Below are 21,429 nucleotides of genomic sequence, written 5' to 3'. Positions count from 1 at the left end.
GGCCATCCCTGGTCTCCCACGGGGCCCCGGCGGAATATATACGAAAGATATGGTAAGTGTTAATGCAATTTATTAGCATTCACGTTGTTTGTGAGCGCCTCGACTGCAGCCTTCCTGCGGGCAGCCGGGATTCTGTGAAATCGTTTGTCCAAGGAGTCGACAATGAGTTGGGAAAAGGCCGAGTGCGGGTACGTGGTGGTGGTCAATCATGAGGAGCAGTATTCCATCTGGCCGGATTACAAGGCCCTGCCCGAGGGCTGGCGTGCGGTCGGCCAGCAGGGGGACAAGGCGCAGTGCCTGGCCTGGATCGAACAGCACTGGACGGACATGCGCCCGCTGAGTCTGCGCCAGGCCCTTGAAACCGCCGAGCAACGCTGAGCGCCAGCCGCAGAGGGAGCGATCCATGGAAGACATTCAGCTTGCACCGTACAACCTGGCGCATTTTCGCCGCCAACCGCCGCGCCAGTTCGAGGCTGACCCGCTGCTGCAGCGCCAGGCGGCGCGCGAGTCGAACGCGCGCTCCTACCCGCGGCGTATCCCCCTTGCGCTGAAGGCAGCGCAGGGTCTCTACGTACAGGACACCCGTGAGCAGCTGTTCATGGACTGCCTGGCGGGGGCAGGGACGTTGGCGCTTGGCCACAACCATCCGTGCACCCTGGCGGCGATGCGCGCGACCCTGGACAGCGGCGTGCCCTTGCATACCCTCGACCTGACCACGCCGGTCAAGGACCTGTTCGTCGAGACCTTGTTCGCAGCCTTGCCACCCGCCTTTGCTGCCGAGGCGCGTATCCAGTTCTGCGGGCCGACCGGGGCCGACGGGATCGAGGCGGCGATCAAGCTGGCGAAGATCGCCACGGGGCGCAAAGGCGTGTTCTGCTTCTCCGGCGGCTACCACGGCATGACCCACGGCGCGCTCAGCCTCATGGGCAACCTGGGGCCCAAGCAGCTGCCGGGCTCACTGATGCCCGATGTACAGGTGCTGCCGTACCCCTATGACTACCGTTGCCCGTTTGCCCTGGGTGGCGAGGCCGGTATCGACGCAGGGCTGAGCTATATCGGCCAGCTGCTGAGTGACCCCGAGTCCGGGGTGCCGCTGCCGGCGGCGGTGGTGGTGGAAGTGGTGCAGGGCGAGGGCGGTGTCATTCCGGCGCCGGTGCGCTGGCTACAGGGCCTGCGCAAGCTGACCCGTGAGCATGGCGTGGTGCTGATCATCGACGAGGTACAGAGCGGCATCGGCCGCACCGGGCGCATGTTCGCCTTCGAGCACGCCGCTATCGAGCCGGACGTACTGGTGCTGTCCAAGGCCATCGGCGGTGGCCTGCCGCTGGCAGTGGTGGTCTACCGGCAGGCGCTCGATGTGTGGACGCCGGGTGCGCATGCGGGCACGTTCCGCGGCAATCAGCTGGCCATGGCGGCCGGCACCGCGACCCTGCGGTATATCCGCGACGAGGGCGTGGTGGCCAACGCCGAGCGCATGGGCGACTACCTGATGACCCGGCTGCGCCAGTTGCAACGCGATTACCCGTGCATCGGCGATGTACGTGGGCGTGGGCTGATGGTCGGGGTGGAGATCGTCTCTACCGACGCAGGTCAAGGCCGGGTGCCGGCCGGGGATGGCGTGCTGGCGAAGGCCGTGCAGCAGGGCTGCCTGCGTGAAGGGGTGATCCTCGAACTGGGCGGGCGGCATGGCGCGGTGCTGCGCTTCCTGCCGCCGTTGACCATCGGTAGTGAGGAGATCGATACACTGGTCGAGAAGCTGGAGATCGCCTTGGCTGCCAGCCTGCGGCGATAAGATTCGGGGTGGCGTGGCCCCATGGGGTGTACGCAACCTTTGCGCGCACCCTGTGGAGAGCAAAATCCCACAGCTTTATCGGAGGTTTCGCTGCCTGGGCCGGTTTGTACATCTTCGAGTCGTCGCTATCATCGGGCAACAAACTGGCGGACTTCTGGAGACTCAGATCATGCTTTTTGGCAACGTGAAGCGGCGAGGTTAACAGCGTGCCCCGGCCCTTCGAACCGGTCAGCAATCCTCTGTACTCGGCCCTGTTGATCCTGCTATGTCTGCTAGGCGTGTTCCCCCTTGATGTGATCCTCCCGTCATTCCCCGCGCTTGCAGATGAATTTCATGTCGGGCCCCAGCAAATAGCCTACTCGGTGAGTTTCTTTGCTTTTGGTGTGGCCCTGGCGCAACTGGTGATCGGGCCACTGTCCGATGCCATGGGACGCAAGCGGTTGTTGCTCGCTGGGCTGGGCCTCTCCATTACCGGGGCAGTGGGTTGCGCATTCTCGGCCCGCTACGAGACGTTCATGGCGTTCCGTTTGCTGCAGGCCTTGGGTTGCGGGAGTTTCGTCCTGGGCCAGGCGCTGGTCCAGGACCTGTATAGCGGCAAACAGCGCAATGCCATGCGTATCCTGCTGACCAGCGCGAGTGGGCTGTTCATCTCGTTGTCGCCGGTTGCGGGGGCGTTTCTGCAACAGGCCTTCGGCTGGAAGGGCAGCTTTACCGTATTCGCCTTCATTGCCCTGATCGTTGCGTGCTTGTCGTTTGCGTTGCTGCAGGACACGCCTGCATCGCGCGGGCGGGTTTCAGGCATGGGCGGCTATCGGAGCATGCTGCGTGACACGACCTATCTTGCGCACTCCCTGTTGTCCAGCCTCGCTTTTGCCTGCCATTTTTCCTTCATCGTGGTCGCGCCACTGGCGTTCATGGATGACCTCGGGCTGACTCCGTATCAATTCTCGCTGGTGTTTATTGCCTATGGGCTGGCGTATATCGCTGGCGGGGCAACCGCGACCTATGCGAACAATCGCGTAAGCCCGCAGGCGCAGATCAAGACCGGGTTCCTGCTTATCGCCTTCGGCGGCGTCACGCTGCTGATCTGGGCGCTGGTTGCAGGGTTGACGGTGACAGGGCTTCTACTACCGATGATCGTTTGCACCACCGGGACAACGCTGGTGCGGCCTGCGGCAACGACTCAAGCCTTGGCGCGTTACCCGCAGCAGGCCGGTGCGGCAGCGTCGCTCAATACAACCTTGTTGTTCGCCGGCGGAGGTTTGGCTGGCAGTCTTGTTGCCAGTGTCGAAAGCGCGCTGCCGATGAGCCTGGGGCTTCTGTTCGTGGGCGTGAGTTTGTGCGGGTGGCTGTTGCTTGCCTGCTTGCCGGAAACGCTGACCAGCACGCGAACCTGATAGCCAGCAGGCCAAGCCTGCGGAAACGCTGACGGCGTGGTTGAGGCGTTGATCAGGCGCAAAGACCGAGCACTACCAGCGCCGCCACGCCCAGGCCTAGCGCGACCGAGCAGCCGCCCAGCGACAGCGCGGCTCGTCCGTGCCGGTACCAGCCGTCATGTCCCAGCTGCCGTGCCGGTGCCAGCAGGCTGCGCCAGTGCAGTTCGGTGTCATGAAATGCTTGCAGGTTCGCCGGGTCTGCGTCGAGCCAGCGACGGAAATCGATGCGCTCGCAGGCGGTCACCTCGGGGCTCTGCAAACGCACATACCATCGCCCGGCAGCACTCGCCAGCCCGTCGTGGCGCGAACGGCCGGCTTGCAGGGCCTGGTCCATGTGCCGCTCGATGCTGGCCAGGGGCAGGCCGAGGCGGGCAGCGATGGTGGCGAAGTCCAGCTGGTCCAGGCGGTTGAGCAGGAACACTTGCTGTACGCGCCGTGGCAGCTGTTGCAAGGCATGCAGCAGGGACGCTGCGGTAGCGTCCCCCGTAGTCGGGGTTGGGTGTTCGAGCGGCAGTAGCAGGCGGCTCATGGTCAGCTCCTTGCTGGGAGGGAGAGGGGGCATCTTCCGTGACGCACTGTCAGCCTAAGCTAAACGATATTGATTCTCAAGTGCTGATTTTGCAATGTTCTGCAATGAGCGTTCACGCCCTGAAACACTTTTGCTAGCATGCGCGCCATCACGATCTTCATTAGCCTGAAGAGCCAAAAAAAAGACCCGGCAAAAAGCCGGGTCCAAAACCGTGATTAGCCTGATGAGGAGATAATCCGAGAGCGACCTAAGCTCCGGGTTATCCAGCTGATCTCGCGATCAGTTGAGTGCAATAATAATCGTTATCATTTGCAAGTCAAATGAATTTTTCGCTTATCCGGTAAAAAAGTTTTACCGGTGCGCTTCCTTGTCCCGGCAATCGGGGCCTTTGCCGTTACCCGGCCAATCACGTTCTCTCCCTTCTTTGTTGCCTAGATGCCTGGTTCCACGGCGCGTTTGTGCTCCAGCAGCGCGCGGGCCATGTCCATCATGTGCATCAGGGCTAAGGTCAGTTCGCGCTGGCTGCCGTGCTGGTGGGTGGCGGTTTCCTGGGCGGTGGCGGCGGCGCAGCGCAGCAGGGCGATGGCATGCTCCCGGGCCTGTTCGCTGGTGACACCCTCGTGCAACGTCCAGATCCTGTTGTCGAGGGTGGGACGCTGCGGGTTGGGGTTGAGGTAGTAGTCGAGGGCGCGGCGGGCGGCTTCGCTGTCGAGATCTGTTTCGTCGTTTTTCGGTGGTTTCATCGCGATACCTTCTGATTTCCCTTCAAACACACAGGAATCACAGCATAGGTCAATCTGTACTATTCATGGCCAAAGAAATAATTCAGATTGTGTATTGCTGCAGGTAATACAGTCCGTATTGTTGCCGCTCATGGAAAACTGGAACGCTTTTCTCAAGCGCTACAAGCGCGAACACAATCTCAGCCAGCTCAAGCTGGCCGAACGCCTGGGCATGACCCAGGGCGGCGTAGGTCATTGGCTGCGTGGCACGCGGCAGCCGACGTTGGAAACCATCAACGAAAAGCTTGAAAAACTTGGGCTGGTGTTTCTTGAAGCCCAAGTCATGGTGGTGGAGCGCGATATGGTGCGCGAATCACCTGGTCGCTATGCGGCCGACCAACCGGCTTCAGGCAAAGCGCTGCTCTATGCAAGCTTTCGCTTCCCAGTGCTGAGCTGGGCGGACTTGCAGGGGCCCTTGCCAGAAACAGGCAAAAGCCACGAACAGAGCGACTACATGCCTGCGGGTAATGCGTTCTGGCTGGTGGTAGAGAACGATTCGATGAATGCCGCCAGTGGCAAGAGCGTGCCCGAGGGTATGCGAGTGCTGGTGGATACCGGCCTGCCGGCAGAGCCAGGTAGGCTGGTCATTGCCCGGCAGCCGGGGCGGCCGGCGGTGTTGCGGCAGTTGATCGAGGAGGGTGGAGACAAGATGCTCAAGCCGCTGAATACGCGCTATCCGACTGTTCTCTGTGAAGCGGGGTGCGAGTTTCTGGGGGTGGTCGTGCGGGTGCATGGGGTTTTTTAGGGTTTGAGATTCGGGTGGGGCTGGCGGGTGCCAGGCGTGGTTGTTGTGGCGCGTTGGAGATCGAGCGCCGCCGCGCGGCGCATCGCGGATGAAATCCGCTCCTACAAGCATGCGCCAGGCTGGCAACCATGGCGTAACAGGTTCGGCACGTTGCAACAAATGGTTGTTGTGGCGCGTTGGAGATCGAGCGCCGCCCGCGCGGCGCATCGCGGATGAAATCCGCTCCTACAGGCATGCGCCAGGCTGGCAACCATGGCGTAACAGGTTCGGCACGTTGCAACAAATGTAGGAGCGGATTTATCCGCGATGCGCCGCGCGGGCGGCGCTCGATCTCACAGGCCCACAAAACTCAAGCCAAACAGCTCCGGTCACTCCGCCAATTCAACCAGCACCGTCCCTTCGCTGACCATGTCGCCTTCCTGGCAGAACAATGCCTGTACCGTGCCGCCATGCGGCGCTCGAATGCTGTGCTCCATCTTCATCGCCTCCAGCACCACCAGCGCCGTCCCCGCTTCCACCAGCTGTCCCGGCTCTACCAGCACCCGCACGATGCTGCCATTCATCGGCGCGCCCAAACCGCCCTGATGGCTGTGGCTGGCCTCGGCCTCGGCGATCGGGTCGAAGGCTTCCACCGCATGCATCTCGCCGTCCCACTGCAGGTACAACGTGCCACCACGGCGGAGCGCCAGATGCTGGCGGCGTACACCTGCATGGTTATGCACCAGGTGCTCGCCCAGCAGTTGCCAGGCGGACGCGGCACTGCGTTCCAGGGCCACCGCCTGATCCTGCCCATTACTGGCCAGATGCAAGCTGCTGCGTGCCGGCAGGCCCAGGCGCAGGCCAGTGCGCTCGGCCCACGGCGAGCAGCGGTCGTCATCCCGCTGCTGCCCGCCCTGGCCTTGCAGCCAGGCCTCGGCCGCGGCTTCCCAGAAACCGGCTGGCAACGCCTGGGGCGCGGGCAGCAGCATGGCCTGGTGACGCGGAATGAAGCCGGTGTCCAGCTCGGCCGCGGCAAATGCCGGGTGCGCGAGAATGCGCCGCAGGAAGGCAATGTTGGTCTTCAGCCCGCCAATGGCAAATTCATCGAGCATGGCCAGCAAGCGCAGGCGTGCCTGCTCGCGGTCTTCGCCCCAAGCGATCAGCTTGCCCAGCATCGGGTCGTAGAATGGCGATACCGCATCGCCCTCGCTGACGCCACTGTCCACCCGCCGGCCTTCGCCAGGCGCCGACTCACGGTACAGCGCCAGCGTGCCGGTGGCGGGCAGGAATTCGTTGGCCGGGTCCTCGGCATACAGGCGCACTTCGATGGCATGGCCGATCAGCGGCACCTGTTCCTGGGTGATCGGCAGGGGCTCGCCGCAGGCTACGCGGATCTGCCAGGCCACCAGGTCGAGCCCGGTGATGGCCTCGGTAACCGGGTGCTCCACCTGCAGGCGGGTGTTCATCTCCATGAAGAAGAACTCGCCACGGGCGTCGAGCAGGAACTCGACGGTGCCGGCACCGACATAGCCGATCGCCTGGGCGGCGCGGACTGCCGCCTCGCCCATGGCCCGGCGCAGTTCAGGCGACAGGCCAGGCGCAGGGGCTTCTTCAACCACCTTCTGGTGGCGGCGCTGGATCGAGCAGTCCCGCTCATTCAGGTACAGGCAGTTGCCGTGCTGGTCGGCGAATACCTGGATTTCCACGTGACGCGGCTTGAGCACGTACTTTTCCACCAGCATGCGCGCGTCGCCGAACGACGATTGCGCCTCGCGCTGGGCCGAGGCCAGGGCGTCGGCCAGCTGGCTTTCCTCCTCGACCACTTTCATGCCCTTGCCACCACCGCCGGCACTGGCCTTGAGCAGCACCGGGTAGCCGATGCGTTCGGCGGCGGCGCGGAAGGTGTCGAGGTCCTGGGCTTCGCCGTGGTAACCGGGCACCAGCGGCACGCCAGCGGCTTCCATCAGCGCCTTGGCCGCCGACTTGCTGCCCATCGCATCGATGGCGCTGGCCGGTGGGCCGAGGAAGATCAGCCCGGCCTGTTCGATGGCACGGGCAAAGCCTGCGTTCTCCGACAGGAAACCATAGCCGGGGTGAATGGCCTGGGCGCCGCTGGCCTTGGTGGCGGCGAGAATCTTGTCGACCACCAGGTAGCTGTCGGCCGCCTTGCTGCCGCCGAGGTCGACGCGGATATCGGCTTCGCGGCTGTGCCGGGCATCACGGTCGGTGGCGCTGTGCACGGCGACGGTGGTCAGGCCCATGGCCTTGGCGGTGCGCATCACCCGGCAGGCGATTTCGCCACGGTTGGCGACCAGCAGGGTGGTCAAAGCGGGGCGGCTCATGGGCGCGGCTCCTTCTTGTCATCGGTTTGCCAGGCGGGGCGGCGTTTTTCCAGGAAGGCGCGCAGGCCCTCCTGGCCTTCGGCGCTGACGCGGATGCGGGCAATGGTGTTTTCGCAGTAGCGGCGCAGGGCCGGGCTGAGTTCACCGGCGTCCACTTCGCGCAGCAGGTCCTTGGTGGCGCGCAACGCCTGCGGGCTGTTCTGCAGCAGGTTGGCGACCCAGGCTTCGACCTGGGTGTCCAACTCGCTGGCCGGGTACACCTCGGCCAGCAGGCCCAGTTCGCGCGCTCGCACACCACTGAAGCGTTCGGCGGTGAGGGCGTAGCGGCGGGCGGCGCGCTCACCGATGGCCTTGACCACGAACGGGCTGATCACTGCCGGGGCCAGGCCGATGCGTACTTCCGACAGACACAGCTGGGCGTCCTCGGCACCGATGGCCATGTCGCAGCAACTGATCAGGCCCAGTGCGCCGCCAAAGGCTGCGCCTTGGACCACCGCCAGGGTCGGCGTCTTCAGGCGGTGCAGGGCGTACATCAGCTCGCCCAGCTCGCGGGCGTCGTCCAGGTTGGTGTTGAAGTCCAGTTGCGCCGACTGCTGCATCCAGGCCAGGTCGGCGCCGGCGCTGAAGTGCCGGCCACGGCCGCGCAGCAGCACAAAGCGCAGGCTGGCGTCCTCGGCCAGCTGGTCGAGGGCGACGATCAGCTCGCGGATCATCAAGGCGTTGAAGGCGTTGTTCTTGTCCTCGCGGCTCAGCCACAGGGTGGCGAAACCGCGCGGGTCGCGGATCACTTCGAGGGTGCTGAAATCGCTCATGGGTCACATCCGGAAAATGCCGAAGCGGCTCGGTTCGATCGCTGCGTTCAACGCGGCCGACAAGGCCAGGCCGAGCACGTCGCGGGTCTGGGCCGGGTCGATGACGCCGTCATCCCACAGGCGGGCGCTGGAGTAGTAGGGGTGGCCCTGATGCTCGTACTGGTCGAGGATCGGTTGCTTGAGCCGGGCTTCGTCTTCGGCGCTGAACGGCTGGCCACTGCGCTCGCTCTGCTCGCGCTTGACCTGGGCCAGCACGCCGGCGGCCTGTTCGGCGCCCATCACGCCAATCCGCGCGTTGGGCCACATCCACAGGAAGCGTGGGTCGTAGGCGCGGCCGCACATGCCGTAGTTGCCGGCACCGAAGCTGCCGCCAATGATCACCGTGAACTTCGGCACCTGGGCGCAGGCTACGGCAGTGACCAGCTTGGCGCCGTGCTTGGCGATGCCGCCTTCCTCGTACTTCTTGCCGACCATGAAGCCGGTGATGTTCTGCAGGAACAGCAACGGGATGCCGCGCTGGCAGGCCAGTTCGATGAAGTGCGCGCCTTTCTGCGCGGCTTCGGCGAAAAGGATGCCGTTGTTGGCCAGGATCGCCACCGGGTAGCCGTGCAGGTGGGCGAAGCCGCACACCAGGGTGGTGCCGAACAGCGCCTTGAATTCATCGAACAGCGAGCCGTCGACCAGCCGGGCGATCACCTCACGCACGTCGAACGGCTGCTTGGCATCGGCCGGCACCACGCCATACAGCTCCTCGGCGGCATACAGCGGTGCCACCGGGGCCTGGCGCTGCAACTGGCCCAGCTTGCGCCAGTTGAGGTTGGCCACGCTGCGCCGGGCCAAGGCCAGGGCGTGCTCGTCGTTGTCGGCATAGTGGTCGGCCACGCCGCTGGTGCGGCAGTGCACATCGGCGCCGCCGAGGTCTTCGGCGCTCACCACTTCACCGGTGGCCGCTTTCACCAGGGGCGGGCCGGCAAGGAAGATGGTGGCCTGCTGACGCACCATGATCGCTTCGTCGGCCATGGCTGGCACGTAGGCACCGCCGGCCGTGCACGAGCCCATGACCACGGCGATCTGCGGGATGCCCAGGGCACTCATGTTGGCCTGGTTGAAGAAGATCCGCCCGAAATGCTCACGGTCGGGGAACACTTCGTCCTGGCGTGGCAGGTTGGCGCCGCCGGAGTCCACCAGGTAGATGCACGGCAGGCGGTTCTGCAGGGCGATGGTCTGCGCGCGCAGGTGTTTCTTTACCGTCAGTGGGTAGTAGGAACCGCCTTTGACCGTGGCGTCGTTGGCCACGATCATGCATTCCACGCCCTCGACGCGGCCGATGCCGGCGATCACGCCGGCAGCCGGTACGTCTTCGCCATACACCTCATGGGCGGCCAGCTGGCCGATCTCGAGGAACGGCGAGCCGGGGTCCAGCAGGCGGTCGATGCGCTCGCGCGGCAGCAGCTTGCCGCGGGAGGTGTGGCGTTCCTGGGCCTTGGGCCCGCCGCCCTGGGCCACCTGGGCGAGCAGGCCACGCAAGGCCTGGACCTGTTCGAGCATGGCCGCGCGGTTGCCGGCGAACTCCGCCGAACGCGGGTTGATCTGGGTGTGCAAGGTAGCCATGTGCGCCCGTCCCTTGTGCTCAGCGGGTTTCGTTGAACAGTTCGCGGCCGATCAGCATCCGGCGGATTTCGCTGGTGCCGGCACCGATCTCGTACAGCTTGGCGTCGCGCAGCAGGCGGCCTGCCGGGAATTCGTTGATGTAGCCGTTGCCGCCAAGAATCTGGATCGCCTCCAGGGCCATCTGCGTGGCGCGCTCGGCGGTGTAGAGGATGACCCCGGCAGCGTCCTTGCGGGTGGTCTCGCCACGGTCGCAGGCCTGGGCCACGGCGTACAGGTAGGCGCGGCTGGCGTTGAGCTGGGTATACATGTCGGCAATCTTGCCCTGGATCAGCTGGAACTCGCCGATGCTCTGGCCGAACTGCTTGCGGTCATGGATGTACGGCACCACCAGGTCCATGCAGCTTTGCATGATCCCGGTCGGCCCGCCCGACAGCACCACGCGCTCGTAGTCCAGGCCGCTCATCAGCACGCGCACGCCGCCGTTGAGCTGGCCGAGGATGTTTTCTTCCGGCACTTCGACGCCGTCGAAGAACAGCTCGCAGGTGTTGGAGCCGCGCATGCCCAGCTTGTCGAACTTGTTGCTGCGGCTGAAGCCTTTCCAGTCACGCTCGACGATGAATGCGGTGATGCCGTGTGCGCCCTTGTCCAGGTCGGTCTTGGCGTAGATCACATAGGTGTTGGCGTCGGGGCCGTTGGTGATCCAGGTCTTGCTGCCGTTGAGCACGTAGTGGTCGCCGTGCTTTTCCGCGCGCAGCTTCATCGACACCACGTCGGAGCCGGCGTTGGGCTCGCTCATGGCCAGGGCGCCGATGTGCTCGCCGCTGATCAGCTTGGGCAGGTACTTGAGCTTCTGCGCGTGGCTGCCGTTGCGGTTGATCTGGTTGACGCAGAGGTTGGAGTGGGCGCCGTAGGACAGTGCCACCGAGGCCGAGCCACGGCTGATTTCTTCCATCGACACCACGTGGGCCAGGTAGCCCAGGCCGGCACCGCCGTATTCTTCCGGCACGGTGATGCCCAGCAGGCCCATGTCACCGAACTTGCGCCACATGTCGGCGGGGAACAGGTTGTCGTGGTCGATTTGCGCGGCGCGTGGCGCCAGTTCGGCGGCGACGAAGGTGCGGACCTGGTCGCGGAGCATGTCGATGGTTTCGCCCAGGGCGAAGTTCAGGGTGGGGTAATGCATGCTGGGGCACCTTGTTGTTCTTGAAATATGGGTAACACCGTAGCTCAAGGAGCTGGCGTCGAACCCTGTGGGAGCGGGCGTGCCCGCGAATGCGTCAGCAGGACCACCGTCATTGCCTGAGTGATCGCATTCGCGGGCACGCCCGCTCCCACAGGGCTCGGCGTCAAGCCGGGGCAGGTGTCGTTCATCACCTTTACGTTAACGTAAACCTGCGCAGGGTGACTGTCAATCGACTCGTCACCTTTACGTAAACGTAAATCTGCGCCAGAGTATTCCCGCTTGCTTCAGCCGTGCCCAGAACAACCACAAGAAGGGACACCCATGAGTCAACCAAGCTATACCCGCGGTCGCCAGGACCAACCGCTGCTGACCCTGACCATCGGCCAGGCGTTCGATGCCACCGTGGCCCGCTGTGCCGATGGCGAAGCCCTGGTCTCGCGCCACCAGGGCCTGCGCTACAGCTGGCGGCAGCTGGCCGAACAGGTCGAAGTGCATGCCCGTGCACTGATGGCGCTGGGGGTAAATACCGGCGACCGCGTCGGCATCTGGTCGCCCAACTGTGCCCAGTGGTGCATCCTGCAACTGGCCAGTGCCAAGGTCGGCGCGATACTGGTGAATATCAACCCGGCCTACCGCGTGGGCGAGCTTGAATATGTACTGCGCCAGTCCGGCTGCCGCTGGCTGGTGTGTGCCGACGCGTTCAAGACCTCCGATTACCATGCCATGGTCCAGCAACTGGTACCCGAGCTGGCGGGCGCCATACCGGGTCAACTGGCCAGTGCACGGCTGCCGGATCTGCGTGGTGTGATCAGCCTCGCGATCAACCCGCCTTCAGGCTTCCTGCCCTGGCATGCGCTGGCTGAGCGGGCAGGGCAGACCTCTCGCGAGGCTTGCGTTGCGCGCCAGCAGAGCCTGCAGTTCGACCAGCCGGTGAACATCCAGTACACCTCCGGCACCACCGGCGCACCCAAGGGTGCCACGCTCAGCCACTACAACATCCTCAACAACGGTTTCATGGTCGGCGCAAGCCTGGGCCTGAGCGAACGCGACCGCATGGTGATCCCGGTGCCGCTTTACCACTGCTTTGGCATGGTCATGGCCAACCTCGGCTGCATCACCCACGGCAGCACCATGGTCTACCCCAACGACGCCTTCGACGCCGAGCTCACCCTGCGCGCCGTGGCCGAGGAGCGTGCCAGCATCCTCTATGGCGTGCCGACCATGTTCATCGCCATGCTCGACCACCCGTTGCGGGCACAGGTGGACCTGTCCACCTTGCGCAGCGGCATCATGGCCGGCGCCACCTGCCCGATCGAGGTGATGCGCCGGGTCATCGACCAGCTGCACATGGCCGAAGTGCAGATTGCCTACGGCATGACCGAGACCAGCCCGGTATCGCTGCAGACCGGCCCGGACGACGACCTGGAGCTGCGTGTGACCAGCGTTGGCCGTACCCAACCGCAACTGGAGAACAAGGTCGTGGACGCTGACGGCTGCATCGTCCCGCGCGGGCAGATCGGCGAGCTGTGCACCCGTGGCTACAGCGTGATGCTCGGCTACTGGGACAACCCGCAGGCCACGGCAGAGGCCATCGACCCGGCCGGCTGGATGCATTCGGGCGACCTGGCGGTGATGGACGAGCAGGGCTATGTGCGCATCGTCGGGCGCAACAAGGACATGATCATTCGCGGTGGCGAGAACATCTACCCGCGTGAGCTGGAAGAGTTCTTCTACACCCACCCGGCGGTGGCCGATGCGCAGGTGATCGGCATCCCGTGCAGCCGTTACGGCGAGGAGATCGTCGCCTGGATCAAGCTGCATCCGGGGCACAGTGCCACGGTCGAGGAGCTGCAGGCGTGGTGCAAGGCGCGCATCGCGCATTTCAAGGTGCCCCGGCATATCCGTTTCGTCGACGAGTTCCCGATGACGGTGACCGGCAAGGTGCAGAAGTTCCGCATGCGCGAGATCAGTGTGGCGGAGATATCGGCGGTTACTGCTGGTTGATGCGTTGGCTGTTCCGGCCCTTTCGCGGGCACGCCCGCTCCCACAGGTACTTCACTGCCCTGGGGCACTGTGAAATACCTGTGGGAGCGGGCGTGCCCGCGAAGAGGCCGGCCCTGTCAGCACAAAATCCTGGTCTACCCTTAACCCTTCACCGGTGGCTCCTGGCTCGGTGGGTCACCCACCGTCGGCGGCACGGTCGGCTTGATCGGCAGCTCGTCCGGGTCCTCTTCCGGCACCGGTGGCGGCAGGCTCGGGTCGTCGATGTTGGGGTCGGGTGTCTCCGGTGGAATGGGAATGTTCATGGCCTGACCTCGCGTGGGTAATTGAAGAGGTGCTGCAGGCTTCGACCGCTGGCAGCTGCCGTTCGCTCAATTTTTTTGAACCCCCGCGCCTGCGCATGGCTCTGAACCCTTACTGCCACCAGCCCAAGGGAGCAAGGCCTGATGTCTCTGAAAGAGCCCTTCGAAAGCGTGCCCATGGCCAATGACCACCCGGACCAGGTTATCAGCCTGTCCCAGGCCTTGCTGGCGCCGCGGATTGTCATCGAGGACACCCAGCCGGTGCTCGAAGGCGGCGCATTCGCAGCCAAGGCCATCAGCAACCAGCCGGTTGCGGTCAGCAGCAAGGTATTCAGCGACGGCCACGACCGCATGGCGGTGACGCTGAACTGGCGCCAGGCCGGCAGCCGGCGCATTCATTGCGTGCCGATGACCGCGGCGGGCAACGACCTGTGGCTGGCCGAGTTCATCCCCACCGAAATCGGCCCGCACCTGTTCAGTATCGAGGCCTGGATCGACCCCTTTGCCACCTATTGCCACGACCTGGAGAAAAAGTACCAGGCCGGCGTCGACATCAGGCTCGAACTCGAAGAAGGGCGCCTGCTGCTGGGCAAGGGCATCGAGCTGAGCGGCGGTGCCTTGCGCGACCAACTGCAGGCACTTGCCGAGCGGCTGCCCACCCTCGATGAAGACGAGCAGGTGGCCGTGTTCCTCGGCGCCGAGGCCAGCCGGCTGATGGCCGAGGCCGAACACCGCAGCTACCTGACCCGCAGCATCGAGTACCCGTTGGATGTGGATCGCCCGGCCGCGCAGTTCGCCAGCTGGTACGAGCTGTTCCCCCGTTCCTGCACTGACAGCCCCGAGCATCACGGCACCTTCAACGACGTGCATCAGCGCTTGCCGATGATCCGCGACATGGGTTTCGATGTGCTGTATTTCCCGCCCATCCACCCGATTGGCAGCAAGCACCGCAAGGGCCGCAACAATTCCCTGCAGGCGCAGCCCGGCGACCCCGGCAGCCCGTATGCCATCGGCAGTCCGGAGGGCGGCCACGACGCCATTCACCCGCAGCTGGGCAGCCGTGAGGACTTTCGCCGGCTGGTCTCGGCAGCCGCCCAGCACGGCCTGGAAATCGCCCTGGACTTTGCCATCCAGTGCTCCCAGGACCACCCGTGGCTGCAGCAGCACCCCGGCTGGTTCAGCTGGCGCCCGGATGGCAGCATCCGCTACGCCGAGAACCCGCCGAAGAAGTACCAGGACATCGTCAACGTCGACTTCTATGCTCCTGACGCTGTGCCAGGCCTGTGGCTGGCCTTGCGCGACGTGATCATCGGTTGGGTCGAGGAGGGGGTGAAGACCTTCCGCGTCGATAACCCGCACACCAAGCCACTGCCGTTCTGGCAATGGCTGATCGCCAATGTGCGCAGCCACTACCCGGACGTGATCTTCCTCGCCGAGGCGTTCACCAAGCCGGCGATGATGGCGCGCCTGGGCAAGGTCGGCTACGCGCAGAGCTACACCTATTTCACCTGGCGCAATACCAAGCAAGAGCTGCGCGAGTACTTCGAACAGCTCAACCAGCCGCCCTGGAGCCAGTGCTACCGGCCCAACTTCTTCGTCAACACGCCGGACATCAACCCGTTCTTCCTGCAGCATTCCGGGCGCGCCGGCTTTCTCATCCGGGCCGCCCTGGCGACCATGGGCTCGGGCTTGTGGGGCATGTATTCGGGCTTCGAGCTGTGCGAGGCGGCTGCCTTGCCGGGCAAGGAGGAATACCTGGACTCGGAGAAGTACGAGATTCGCCCGCGCGATTACACCCAGCCGGGCAACATCATCGCCGAGATCGCCCAGCTCAACCGCATTCGCCGGCAGAACCCGGCGCTGCAAACCCACCTGGGCGTGGCGTTCTTCAACTGCTGGAACGACAACATCCTGTACTTCGCCAAGCGCACGCCCGAGCGCGACAACTACATCCTGATCGCCATCAGCCTCGATCCGCACAATGCCCAGGAGGCGCACTTCGAATTGCCGCTGTGGGAGTTGGGGCTGGATGACAACGCCGAGACCCATGGCGAGGACCTGATGAACGGCCACCGCTGGTCCTGGTATGGCAAGACCCAGTTCATGCGTATCGAGCCCTGGCACCTGCCATTCGGGATCTGGCGTATCGAAAAGCTGCGGTAAACCTGTGGGAGCGGGCGCGCCCGCGAACACCGGCAAAGCCGGTGCCTTGCACTGCGGCGCCTGATTCGCCGGCCCGCCCGCTCTCACAGGGCCTGTGTAAAGTCAGTTGCTTGTGCATGGGGCCAGAGCAACCTGTAATTGAAAGGAGTCGCACATGGCCAAGCGTTCCCGCCCGGCAGCCTTCATCGACGACCCGCTGTGGTACAAGGACGCCGTCATCTACCAGCTGCACGTCAAGTCGTTCTTCGATTCGAACAACGACGGCATCGGCGATTTCGCCGGCCTGATCAGCAAGCTCGACTACATCGCCGAGCTGGGCGTCAACACCTTGTGGCTGCTGCCGTTCTACCCCTCGCCACGCCGCGACGATGGTTACGACATCGCCGAATACAAGGCCGTGCATGCCGACTACGGCAACCTTGCCGACGCCCGCCGCTTCATCGCCGAGGCGCACAAGCGCGGCCTGCGGGTGATCACCGAGCTGGTCATCAACCACACCAGCGACCAGCACCCCTGGTTCCAGCGCGCCCGCCACGCCAAGCGCGGCAGCAAGGCGCGGGACTTCTACGTATGGTCGGATGACGACCAGAAGTACGACGGCACACGCATCATCTTCCTCGACACCGAGAAGTCCAACTGGACCTGGGACCCGGTTGCCGGCCAGTACTTCTGGCACCGCTTCTATTCGCACCAGCCGGACCTCAACTTCGACAACCCGCAGGTGCTCAAGGCGGTGATCGGCGTCATGCGCTTCTGGCTCGACCTGGGTGTCGATGGCCTGCGCTTGGACGCCATCCCCTACCTGATCGAGCGCGACGGCACCAACAACGAGAACCTCGCCGAAACCCACACCGTACTCAAGGCGATCCGCGCCGAGATCGACGCCAACTACCCGGACCGCATGCTGCTGGCCGAAGCCAACCAGTGGCCGGAAGACACCCGCCCGTACTTCGGTGAAGGCGAGGGCGACGAATGCCACATGGCCTTCCACTTCCCGCTGATGCCGCGCATGTACATGGCGCTGGCCATGGAAGACCGCTTCCCGATCACCGACATCCTGCGCCAGACCCCGGAGATCCCGGCCAATTGCCAGTGGGCGATCTTTTTGCGCAACCACGACGAACTGACCCTGGAAATGGTCACCGACCGCGAGCGCGACTACCTGTGGAACTACTACGCCGAGGACCGCCGCGCGCGCATCAACCTGGGCATCCGCCGCCGCCTGGCGCCGTTGTTGCAGCGTGACCGTCGGCGTATCGAGCTGCTCACCAGCCTGCTGCTGTCGATGCCCGGCACGCCCACGCTGTACTACGGCGATGAGCTGGGCATGGGCGACAACATCTACCTCGGCGACCGCGATGGCGTGCGCACCCCCATGCAATGGTCGCCAGACCGCAATGGCGGGTTCTCCCGTGCCGACCCGCAGCGCCTGGTGCTGCCGCCGATCATGGACCCGCTGTACGGCTACCAGACGGTCAACGTCGAAGCCCAGGCCAACGACCCGCACTCGCTGCTCAACTGGACCCGGCGCATGCTGGCGGTGCGCAAGCAGCAGAAGGCCTTTGGCCGTGGCAGCCTGCGCACGCTGACGCCGAACAACCGGCGCATCCTCGCCTATATCCGCGAATACACCGATGCCGACGGCAATACCGAGGTCATCCTGTGCGTGGCCAACGTCTCGCGTGCCGCACAGGCGGCCGAACTGGAATTGTCACAGTACGCCGGCAAGGTTCCGGTGGAGATGCTCGGTGGCAGCGCCTTCCCGCCGATCGGGCAACTGCCGTTCCTGCTGACCTTGCCACCCTATGCCTTCTACTGGTTCCTGCTGGCCGAGCACGATCGCATGCCGAGCTGGCACATCCAGCCCACCGAGGGGTTACCCGAATTGACCACGCTAGTGTTGCGCAAGCGCATGGAAGAGCTGCTCGATGCCCCTTCCAGCGATACCCTGCAAGGCGCCATCCTGCCGCAGTACCTGCCCAAGCGCCGCTGGTTCGCCGGCAAGGAAAGCCCGATCGACCAGGTACGGCTGTGCTACGGCGTGCGCTTCGGCACGGCCACCACGCCGGTGCTGCTCAGTGAAATCGAAGTGTTCAGCGACGGCGTGGGTAGCCGCTACCAGCTGCCGTTCGGCCTGTTGCGAGAAGAACAGATCAGCACCGCGCTGCCCCAGCAACTGGCCCTGTCGCGGGTGCGGCGTGCCCATCAGGTCGGCTTGATCACCGATGCCTTCGTCCTCGAACCGTTCATTCGCGCGGTGCTGCGTGCCTGCCAGGATGGCCTGCAGCTGCCTTGCGGGCGTGGCGAGGGCGAACTGCGCTTCCAGTGCACCGCGCAGCTGGCAGGGCTGGGGCTGAACGAGGAAAGCGCGGTGCGCTACCTCAGTGCCGAGCAGTCCAACAGTTCGGTGGTAATCGGCGACCAGGTGGTGCTCAAGCTGATCCGCCGGGTCAACCCGGGAGTGCACCCGGAGCTGGAGATGAGTGCCTACCTGACCGCTGCCGGCTTTGCCAATATCTCGCCGTTGCTGGCCTGGGTCAGCCGCGTGGACGAGCAGGGCGCGCCACACCTGCTGATGATCGCCCAGGGCTACCTGAGCAACCAGGGCGATGCCTGGGCCTGGACCCAGAACACCCTGGAACGGGCCATTCGCGACCAGATGGAACCGGCCAGCCTCGACACCGAGGTGCACACCGACGCGCTGGCCGAGCTGACCGGCTTTGCCGCCTTGCTTGGCCAGCGCCTGGGCGAGATGCACCTGCTGCTGGCTGCGCCGAGCAACGACGAGGCCTTCCAGCCGCGGCCGAGCGATGCTGCCGACAGTGAACGCTGGAGCGCGCAGATCAGTGCCGAACTGAGCCGCGCCCTCGACCTGCTGGTGCAGCACCGTGAGCACCTCGACAGCGACAGCCAGGCATTGGTCGACGACCTGCAGCAACAGCGCGACGGCCTGGCCCAACACGTCGCCGAACTCACCCGCCAGGCCCAGGGCGGCCTGCTGATGCGCGTGCACGGCGACCTGCACCTGGGCCAGGTGCTGGTGGTGCAGGGCGATGCCTACCTGATCGATTTCGAAGGCGAGCCGGCCCGGCCGCTGCAAGAGCGGCGGGCGAAACACAGCCCGTACAAGGACGTCAGCGGCGTGCTGCGATCGTTCGACTATGCTGCTGCCATGATCCTGCGCAGCGCGTCTGCGGTCGACCTTTCCGACCCGGCGCGGCAGGCCCGGCAGCGGGTTGCCAGGCAGTACCTGCACCAGTCGCGGCATGCCTTTGTCGAAGCCTATGGGCTCGCCACTGCGGCCATGCCCCATGCCTGGCAGCAGGCCGAAGGCGAACGTGCCGCACTGGAGCTGTTCTGCCTGGAAAAAGCTGCCTACGAAATCACATACGAAGCCGAAAACCGTCCAACTTGGCTGGCCGTGCCTTTGCATGGCCTGCATGGACTGATCAGTACCTGGGGAGAGTCAGAATGAACGTAACAACGCGTGAAAACGGCGGCCTTCGGCAACGGGACCTCGACGCCCTGGCCCGCGCCGAGCACGCCGACCCATTTGCAGTACTCGGCCCCCATGGCGACGGCAGTGGCGGGCAGGTGGTCCGCGCCTTCCTGCCCAATGCCCTGAAAGTGCGCATCCTGGCCCGGCATGACGGGCGCATCCTGGCCGAAATGGAGCAGGGCAGCCTGCCAGGCTTGTTCACCGCGCACCTCGACGAGGCGCACCCGTACCTGCTGCAGATCGCCTGGGCCGGCGGCGAGCAGATCACCGAAGACCCCTACAGCTTCGGCCCGCAACTGGGCGACATGGACCTGTACCTGTTCGCCGAGGGCAACCACCGCGACCTGTCCGGGCGTTTCGGCGCGCAGCCGACGCAGGTCGATGGCGTCGACGGTGTGTGCTTCTCGGTGTGGGCGCCCAATGCACGCCGGGTCTCGGTGGTGGGCGACTTCAACAACTGGGACGGCCGTCGCCACCCGATGCGCCTGCGTCACAGCGCCGGGGTGTGGGAACTGTTCGTGCCGCGCCTGGGCGTGGGCGAAACCTACAAGTACGAGGTGCTGGGCAAGGACGGCATCCTGCCGCTGAAGGCCGACCCGCTGGCGCGTGCCACCGAGCTGCCACCGAGTACCGCGTCCAAGGTGGCGGGGCCGCTCGCTCACGCCTGGCAGGACCACGACTGGATGGCGCAACGCGCCCAGCGCCATGCCTACAGTGCACCGCTGTCGATCTACGAACTGCACCCGGGGTCGTGGCGCTGCGAACTGGACGAGGCGGGTGACATCGGGCGCTTCTACAACTGGCGCGAACTGGCCGAGCGCCTGGTGCCCTATGTGCAGGAGCTGGGCTTCACCCACATCGAGCTGCTGCCGATCATGGAGCACCCGTTCGGTGGGTCCTGGGGCTACCAGCCGCTGTCGCTGTTCGCGCCCACCTCGCGCTACGGCAGCGCCGAGGACTTCGCCGCCTTCGTCGATGCCTGCCACCAGGGTGGCATCGGCGTCCTGCTCGACTGGGTGCCGGCGCATTTCCCCACCGACGAACACGGCCTGGCACGTTTCGACGGCACCGCCCTGTACGAATACGACAACCCGCTGGAAGGCTACCACCAGGACTGGAACACGCTGATCTACAACCTCGGCCGCAACGAAGTGCGCGGTTTCATGATGGCCTCGGCGCTGCACTGGCTGAAGCACTTCCACATCGACGGCCTGCGGGTCGATGCGGTGGCCTCGATGCTGTATCGCGACTATTCGCGCAAGGCTGGCGAGTGGGTGCCCAACCGCCATGGCGGGCGCGAGAACCTGGAAGCCATCGACTTCATCCGCCACCTCAACGGTGTGGCAGCCCATGAGGCTCCAGGGGCGCTGATCATCGCCGAGGAGTCCACCGCCTGGCCCGGTGTCAGCCAGCCAACCCAGCAGGGTGGCCTGGGCTTTGCCTACAAGTGGAACATGGGTTGGATGCACGACACCCTGCATTACATCCAGAACGACCCGGTGCACCGCACCTACCACCACAACGAGATGAGCTTCGGGCTGATCTATGCCTATTCCGAGCATTTCATCCTGCCTATCTCCCACGACGAAGTGGTCCACGGCAAGCACTCGCTGATCGACAAGATGCCCGGCGACCGCTGGCAGAAGTTCGCCAACCTGCGCGCCTACCTCACCTTCATGTGGGCGCACCCGGGCAAGAAGCTGCTGTTCATGGGCTGCGAGTTCGGCCAATGGCGCGAGTGGGACCACGACAGCGAACTGGACTGGTACCTGCTGCAATACCCTGAGCACCAGGGCGTGCAGCGCCTGGTCAGCGACCTCAACCGGCTGTACCGGGATATTCCTGCGTTGCATGAGCAGGATTGTCAGCCACAGGGCTTCCAGTGGCTGATCGGTGACGATGCGCAGAACAGCGTGTACGCCTGGCTGCGCTGGAGCAGCAGCGGCGAGCCGGTGCTGGTGGTGGCCAACTTCACTCCGGTGCCGCGCGAGGGCTACCGCATCGGCGTGCCGTTCGGCGAGCGCTGGCAGGAACTGCTGAACAGTGATGCCGAGCTGTATGCCGGGTCGAATGTCGGCAACCTGGGTGTGGTGGAAAGTGACGAGGTAGCCAGCCATGGCCAGCCGCAGTCACTGGCCCTGAACCTGCCGCCGCTGGGTGTGCTGGTGATGAAGCCGGCCTGATCTTCTGCCTCTTCGCGGGCATGCCCGCTCCCACAGGTACGGCGCCAGCCTCTGGCCCGGGTGCTATCCC

At 64.8% G+C, this 21,429-nt stretch carries 15 protein-coding genes; 8 read left to right on the top strand and 7 right to left on the bottom strand.

The window, feature by feature from the left end; all coding sequences use genetic code 11:
• Positions 1–162: 162 nt before the first annotated feature.
• The 3 genes from HG549_RS16810 to HG549_RS16800 all read left to right on the top strand — a co-directional run bounded on the left by HG549_RS16810 (position 163) and on the right by HG549_RS16800 (position 3,189).
• Positions 163–378, top strand: coding sequence for an MbtH family NRPS accessory protein (locus tag HG549_RS16810; RefSeq protein WP_170030671.1), 216 nt, complete (start codon positions 163–165; stop codon positions 376–378).
• Between the two features lie 25 nt (positions 379–403).
• Positions 404–1,792 carry a diaminobutyrate--2-oxoglutarate transaminase gene (locus HG549_RS16805; RefSeq protein WP_170030669.1) on the top strand — a complete coding sequence of 463 codons (1,389 nt, stop codon included), beginning with the start codon at positions 404–406 and terminating at the stop codon, positions 1,790–1,792.
• Between the two features lie 206 nt (positions 1,793–1,998).
• On the top strand, positions 1,999–3,189 hold the full coding sequence (locus HG549_RS16800) for a Bcr/CflA family efflux MFS transporter (RefSeq protein WP_170030667.1): 1,191 nt from the start codon (positions 1,999–2,001) through the stop codon (positions 3,187–3,189).
• 52 nt (positions 3,190–3,241) lie between these two features.
• On the opposite strand, the gene HG549_RS16795 is transcribed toward HG549_RS16800, so the two are convergent.
• Together HG549_RS16795 and HG549_RS16790 are read right to left on the bottom strand one after the other, a co-directional pair.
• A complete protein-coding gene (locus HG549_RS16795; RefSeq protein WP_170030665.1) occupies positions 3,242–3,757 on the bottom strand; it encodes a DUF4880 domain-containing protein in 516 nt (171 codons plus the stop codon).
• Between the two features lie 431 nt (positions 3,758–4,188).
• Positions 4,189–4,500, bottom strand: a complete 312-nt coding sequence (locus HG549_RS16790) for a DUF6124 family protein (protein ID WP_170030663.1) — start codon at positions 4,498–4,500, stop codon at positions 4,189–4,191.
• 130 nt (positions 4,501–4,630) lie between these two features.
• Here HG549_RS16790 and HG549_RS16785 point away from each other — a divergent pair, with 130 nt between their 5' ends.
• Positions 4,631–5,284, top strand: coding sequence for a LexA family transcriptional regulator (locus HG549_RS16785; RefSeq protein WP_170030662.1), 654 nt, complete (start codon positions 4,631–4,633; stop codon positions 5,282–5,284).
• Between the two features lie 368 nt (positions 5,285–5,652).
• On the opposite strand, the gene HG549_RS16780 is transcribed toward HG549_RS16785, so the two are convergent.
• The 4 genes from HG549_RS16780 to HG549_RS16765 are packed head-to-tail and all read right to left on the bottom strand — an operon-like array spanning position 5,653 to position 11,211.
• Positions 5,653–7,605 (bottom strand): acetyl/propionyl/methylcrotonyl-CoA carboxylase subunit alpha, encoded by a 1,953-nt coding sequence (locus tag HG549_RS16780; protein ID WP_170030660.1) that lies wholly within the window; start codon positions 7,603–7,605, stop codon positions 5,653–5,655.
• The gene (locus HG549_RS16775; protein WP_170030658.1) at positions 7,602–8,417 is read right to left on the bottom strand and encodes a gamma-carboxygeranoyl-CoA hydratase; all 816 of its coding nucleotides are present in this window, start codon (positions 8,415–8,417) and stop codon (positions 7,602–7,604) included. The genes HG549_RS16780 and HG549_RS16775 overlap by 4 nt, the downstream gene beginning before the upstream one ends.
• Before the next feature lie 3 nt (positions 8,418–8,420).
• Positions 8,421–10,028: a carboxyl transferase domain-containing protein gene (locus HG549_RS16770; RefSeq protein ID WP_170030656.1), complete on the bottom strand. Its 1,608-nt coding sequence runs from the start codon at positions 10,026–10,028 to the stop codon at positions 8,421–8,423.
• A 19-nt stretch (positions 10,029–10,047) separates the two neighbouring features.
• Positions 10,048–11,211: an isovaleryl-CoA dehydrogenase gene (locus tag HG549_RS16765; RefSeq protein WP_170030655.1), complete on the bottom strand. Its 1,164-nt coding sequence runs from the start codon at positions 11,209–11,211 to the stop codon at positions 10,048–10,050.
• Positions 11,212–11,532: 321 nt separating this feature from the next.
• Between HG549_RS16765 and HG549_RS16760 the strand changes: the two genes are divergently transcribed.
• The gene (locus HG549_RS16760) at positions 11,533–13,215 is read left to right on the top strand and encodes an AMP-binding protein (protein WP_170030653.1); all 1,683 of its coding nucleotides are present in this window, start codon (positions 11,533–11,535) and stop codon (positions 13,213–13,215) included.
• Positions 13,216–13,355: 140 nt separating this feature from the next.
• On the opposite strand, the gene HG549_RS16755 is transcribed toward HG549_RS16760, so the two are convergent.
• The gene (locus HG549_RS16755) at positions 13,356–13,517 is read right to left on the bottom strand and encodes a hypothetical protein (protein ID WP_170030651.1); all 162 of its coding nucleotides are present in this window, start codon (positions 13,515–13,517) and stop codon (positions 13,356–13,358) included.
• Positions 13,518–13,658: 141 nt separating this feature from the next.
• On the opposite strand from HG549_RS16755, the gene HG549_RS16750 reads away from it, so the two are divergent.
• The 3 genes from HG549_RS16750 (at position 13,659) to glgB (ending at position 21,359) form a co-directional block, all read left to right on the top strand.
• Entirely contained in the window at positions 13,659–15,677 is a 2,019-nt protein-coding gene (locus tag HG549_RS16750) for an alpha-1,4-glucan--maltose-1-phosphate maltosyltransferase (RefSeq protein WP_170030649.1), read from the top strand.
• A 154-nt stretch (positions 15,678–15,831) separates the two neighbouring features.
• Entirely contained in the window at positions 15,832–19,152 is a 3,321-nt protein-coding gene (gene treS, locus HG549_RS16745) for a maltose alpha-D-glucosyltransferase (RefSeq protein WP_170030647.1), read from the top strand.
• A complete protein-coding gene (gene glgB / locus HG549_RS16740; protein ID WP_170030645.1) occupies positions 19,149–21,359 on the top strand; it encodes a 1,4-alpha-glucan branching protein GlgB in 2,211 nt (736 codons plus the stop codon). The genes treS and glgB overlap by 4 nt, the downstream gene beginning before the upstream one ends.
• The last annotated feature ends 70 nt before the right edge of the window (positions 21,360–21,429 follow it).

This window comes from Pseudomonas sp. SK (assembly GCF_012975065.1).
GTDB lineage: Bacteria > Pseudomonadota > Gammaproteobacteria > Pseudomonadales > Pseudomonadaceae > Aquipseudomonas > Aquipseudomonas anuradhapurensis.
Note: the sequence above shows the minus strand (reverse complement) of the source record. Positions and strands in the feature narration are given on the sequence as shown.

Coding starts and splice junctions, on each gene's coding strand:
- HG549_RS16805 (WP_170030669.1), top strand. CDS start 404: ATGGAAGACATTCAGCTTGCACCGTACAACCTGGCGCATTTTCGCCGC.
- treS (WP_170030647.1), top strand. CDS start 15,832: ATGGCCAAGCGTTCCCGCCCGGCAGCCTTCATCGACGACCCGCTGTGG.
- HG549_RS16775 (WP_170030658.1), bottom strand. CDS start 8,417: ATGAGCGATTTCAGCACCCTCGAAGTGATCCGCGACCCGCGCGGTTTC.
- HG549_RS16810 (WP_170030671.1), top strand. CDS start 163: ATGAGTTGGGAAAAGGCCGAGTGCGGGTACGTGGTGGTGGTCAATCAT.
- HG549_RS16785 (WP_170030662.1), top strand. CDS start 4,631: ATGGAAAACTGGAACGCTTTTCTCAAGCGCTACAAGCGCGAACACAAT.
- HG549_RS16790 (WP_170030663.1), bottom strand. CDS start 4,500: ATGAAACCACCGAAAAACGACGAAACAGATCTCGACAGCGAAGCCGCC.
- HG549_RS16765 (WP_170030655.1), bottom strand. CDS start 11,211: ATGCATTACCCCACCCTGAACTTCGCCCTGGGCGAAACCATCGACATG.
- HG549_RS16795 (WP_170030665.1), bottom strand. CDS start 3,757: ATGAGCCGCCTGCTACTGCCGCTCGAACACCCAACCCCGACTACGGGG.
- HG549_RS16780 (WP_170030660.1), bottom strand. CDS start 7,605: ATGAGCCGCCCCGCTTTGACCACCCTGCTGGTCGCCAACCGTGGCGAA.
- HG549_RS16760 (WP_170030653.1), top strand. CDS start 11,533: ATGAGTCAACCAAGCTATACCCGCGGTCGCCAGGACCAACCGCTGCTG.
- glgB (WP_170030645.1), top strand. CDS start 19,149: ATGAACGTAACAACGCGTGAAAACGGCGGCCTTCGGCAACGGGACCTC.
- HG549_RS16755 (WP_170030651.1), bottom strand. CDS start 13,517: ATGAACATTCCCATTCCACCGGAGACACCCGACCCCAACATCGACGAC.
- HG549_RS16750 (WP_170030649.1), top strand. CDS start 13,659: ATGTCTCTGAAAGAGCCCTTCGAAAGCGTGCCCATGGCCAATGACCAC.
- HG549_RS16770 (WP_170030656.1), bottom strand. CDS start 10,028: ATGGCTACCTTGCACACCCAGATCAACCCGCGTTCGGCGGAGTTCGCC.